Consider the following 3,132-nt stretch of genomic DNA (forward strand, 5'->3'; position numbering starts at 1 on the left):
CGCAGCAGTTCCTTTCTTCAGAAAGGTTCCTTGTTTCGTCATCTGATCATCCGCCTGATCCCGGCCCTGCTGGTTCTCATTATTCTTGATTTCAGCGCAACCCTGTTGATTATGCAGGATGCGCTTGATTGGGTTGTCAAGGATATTTTCATTGTCATTATCATTGGGCAACTGCTGCTGGTGGCACTGTTTGCCTGGCTGGTCTTCTATGGGGTGCGCTCGGGGTTGCGTTCGGTCAATATGCTGGCCGGAGAGATTTCCCAGCGCTCCGAAGAGGATCTGCAACCTATTGAATTGCACAACGTGCCCACCGAGCTGCTGCCCTTGCTGGATCGCCTGAATGATTTGTTGCGCAAGCTGGACGAGTCTCTGGTGGCCCAGCGTCGCTTTATCGGCCACGCGGCGCATCAGTTTCGCACGCCTTTGGCGGGCCTGCGCCTGGAGTCGGAGCTGATGCTGGCGCGCGCACTGCCCGACGATGTAAGGGAGCGTGCCGAGCGAATCAAAACCATCAGCAATCGCCTTATTCACCTGGGGCAGCAGTTGCTGGTGCTGGCCAGGGCCGATCCGGGCATTCGTCCCCAGGATGTTTTTACAAAAATCAATTTATGCGAATGGGTGCAGAACGCCGGCCTGGAATGGGTGCCCAAGACGCGGCAGCATGGGGTTGATCTTTTTCTGGATGCCCCCGACACTGCGGTATGGATAGACGGGGATGTATTGCTGCTGGAAGAGTTGTTGGGCAACCTGATCGACAATGCGCTCAAGTATGCCCAGGGGGCAAGTAATATTACGCTGACCGTGGGATCCAATCCGCCATCGCTCACCGTGCGTGATGATGGTTGCGGCATTGATCCCGATGATGCGGCACAGATTTTCGATGCATTTTACCGGTCCCCCAAGGCAGATGCCACAGGAACCGGTCTGGGCCTGACCATCGTGCGCGAAATTACCCGAGCCCACGGCGCCTGGTGGAGTCTGCTGAGCCGGCCGCAAATTCAGGGTACGCAGATTACCGTGATTTTTCCCGGACCGCGTATCGGCACCCGGCTTACCCGTTCAAAGGTTGATAAATAATGCGGCAGGACTCGAAGAAATCCCCTGGCGCCGGCATGCTGCTTGGTGCCCTGGGGGTGGTCTATGGTGATATTGGCACCAGCCCGCTGTATACCATCCAGGCCAGCCTGAACGGCGCCGGCGTTGGCGTGGGTCAGGATTCGGTAATGGGTATCCTGTCCATCCTGTTCTGGCTGGTCATGATCGTGGTCTCGGTAAAATATGTCATTCTTGTGCTGCGCGCCGACAATAAGGGCGAGGGCGGGGTGCTGGCGCTTATGGAACTGGCGATCCGCAACATCAAACCCGGGTATCGGCCTATCCTGCTGGTACTCGGCATTTTCGGTGCCTGCCTGTTCTATGGTGACAGTGTTATCACCCCGGCCATTTCGGTGCTGTCGGCGCTGGAGGGCATCAGTGTTGTTTCGGACCGGCTTGATCGCTGGATTCTACCCCTATCGATCATCATCATGATTGGCTTGTTCATGATCCAGTCTCACGGGACCGGGCTGGTCGGGCGTCTGTTCGGGCCGATCATGTTTGTCTGGTTTCTCGCGCTGGGATTGCTGGGTATCTGGAATATCATCGACAATCCAGTGGTGTTGCTGGCGCTTGAACCGATATATGCCTTGCGCTTCATCATCAATGACCCGGCGCACAGTTTTCTGCTGCTTGGGTATGTTGTGCTTGCGCTGACCGGTGCTGAAGCGCTCTATGCCGATATGGGTCATTTCGGACGACCGGCCATCAGCCGGGCCTGGTTCTGGTTTGTGTTGCCTGCCTTGTTGCTTTGTTACTTCGGTCAGGGCGCCATGGTGATTCAGAATCCCGCCGCCGCGAAAAATCCGTTCTTCATGTCCGTGCCGGTCTGGGGGCAAATTCCCATGGTCATTCTGGCGACCATGGCAACCATCATTGCCTCTCAGGCTGTCATTTCGGGCGCGTTTTCGGTCACGCGGCAGGCAGTGCAGATCGGTCTGTGGCCACGCATGGAAATACTGCATACTTCAAGCGAAGAAGAAGGGCAGATTTACATGCCGCGCGTCAATGGGCTGCTCTTTGTTGCTGTGATCGTTCTTGTGCTGGTGTTCCAGAGTTCTGAAAAACTTGCTCATGCATACGGCTTTGCTGTGACAGGTACGATGCTGATTACGTCGATTCTGGCCTTCAGTGTGATGCCCGGCATGTATAAGGGGTTTCGTCGGACCTTTATTTACGTGCTGCTCTGCATTTTTCTGATTATTGACGTGCTGCTGTTTTCGGCCAATGCCATCAAGATCGAAGAGGGCGGCTGGCTGCCATTGCTCATTGCGTTGGGGTTGTTTACGCTGATGATGACTTGGCGCAAGGGACGCGAAAGGCTCGACAGGATTGATATTGACGAGGCGCAGCAACTTAAGCCGTTTCTGAATATGCTGTTGCACGATACTGTGCCCCGCGTTCCGGGCACGGCGGTATTCATGCATTCGAATCCGCAGCGTGTGCCATCAGCCCTGTTGCATAATCTGAAGCACAACAAGGTATTGCATGAGCAATTGGTCTTTTTGTCGGTGAAAAGCGCCGATGTGCCTTTTATCTCGCAGGAGGAGAGGTTTGTGATTTCCGAGGTCGACGCTAATGCCTGGCAAGTCACGGCGACCTACGGGTTCAAGCAGGAACCCAATGTACCCGAAGTGCTCGAGCAGGTTCATGCAGCACATCCGCAGATTGATCTGTCGCCGATGGTGGTGTCCTATTTCATGTCGCGCCAGACCATCATGGTGTCAAACCGTGCGCCATTGATCAAGCGCTACCGTCGCAGGCTATTTGCCTTTATGTCCCGCAACGCAGCGCGCAGTACGCGTTTTTACAAGATTCCGCCCAATCGGGTGATTGAAATGGGCATACAGGTCGAACTGTAGCCTGGCATATCCGGTCGCACATACCCGGGTGCTTGCGGCAATACCAACAGGCAAACGCGGCAACGCTGCAACGACTACGCGGTCGCAACTACCTTGCAAGGCAGCAATGGCCTGACAGCGCAGCGAGGAGGTGCAGGGTACCTAACGACGTAGCATGGCACCTAACGACGTAACA

Annotated in this window: 2 protein-coding genes; both read left to right on the plus strand. The window is 55.4% G+C overall.

The window, feature by feature from the left end; translation table 11 throughout:
• Positions 1-1,077 (plus strand): sensor histidine kinase (locus tag ACTIKR_RS03885; RefSeq protein WP_442327194.1); only part of this gene is annotated, 1,077 nt, incomplete at its 5' end.
• On the plus strand, positions 1,077-2,957 hold the full coding sequence (locus tag ACTIKR_RS03890) for a potassium transporter Kup (RefSeq protein WP_442327195.1): 1,881 nt from the start codon (positions 1,077-1,079) through the stop codon (positions 2,955-2,957). The genes ACTIKR_RS03885 and ACTIKR_RS03890, both read left to right, overlap by 1 nt.
• Positions 2,958-3,132 lie beyond the last annotated feature (175 nt).

The organism is Advenella sp., from assembly GCF_052108595.1.
Taxonomy (GTDB): Bacteria; Pseudomonadota; Gammaproteobacteria; order Burkholderiales; family Burkholderiaceae_B; genus Advenella.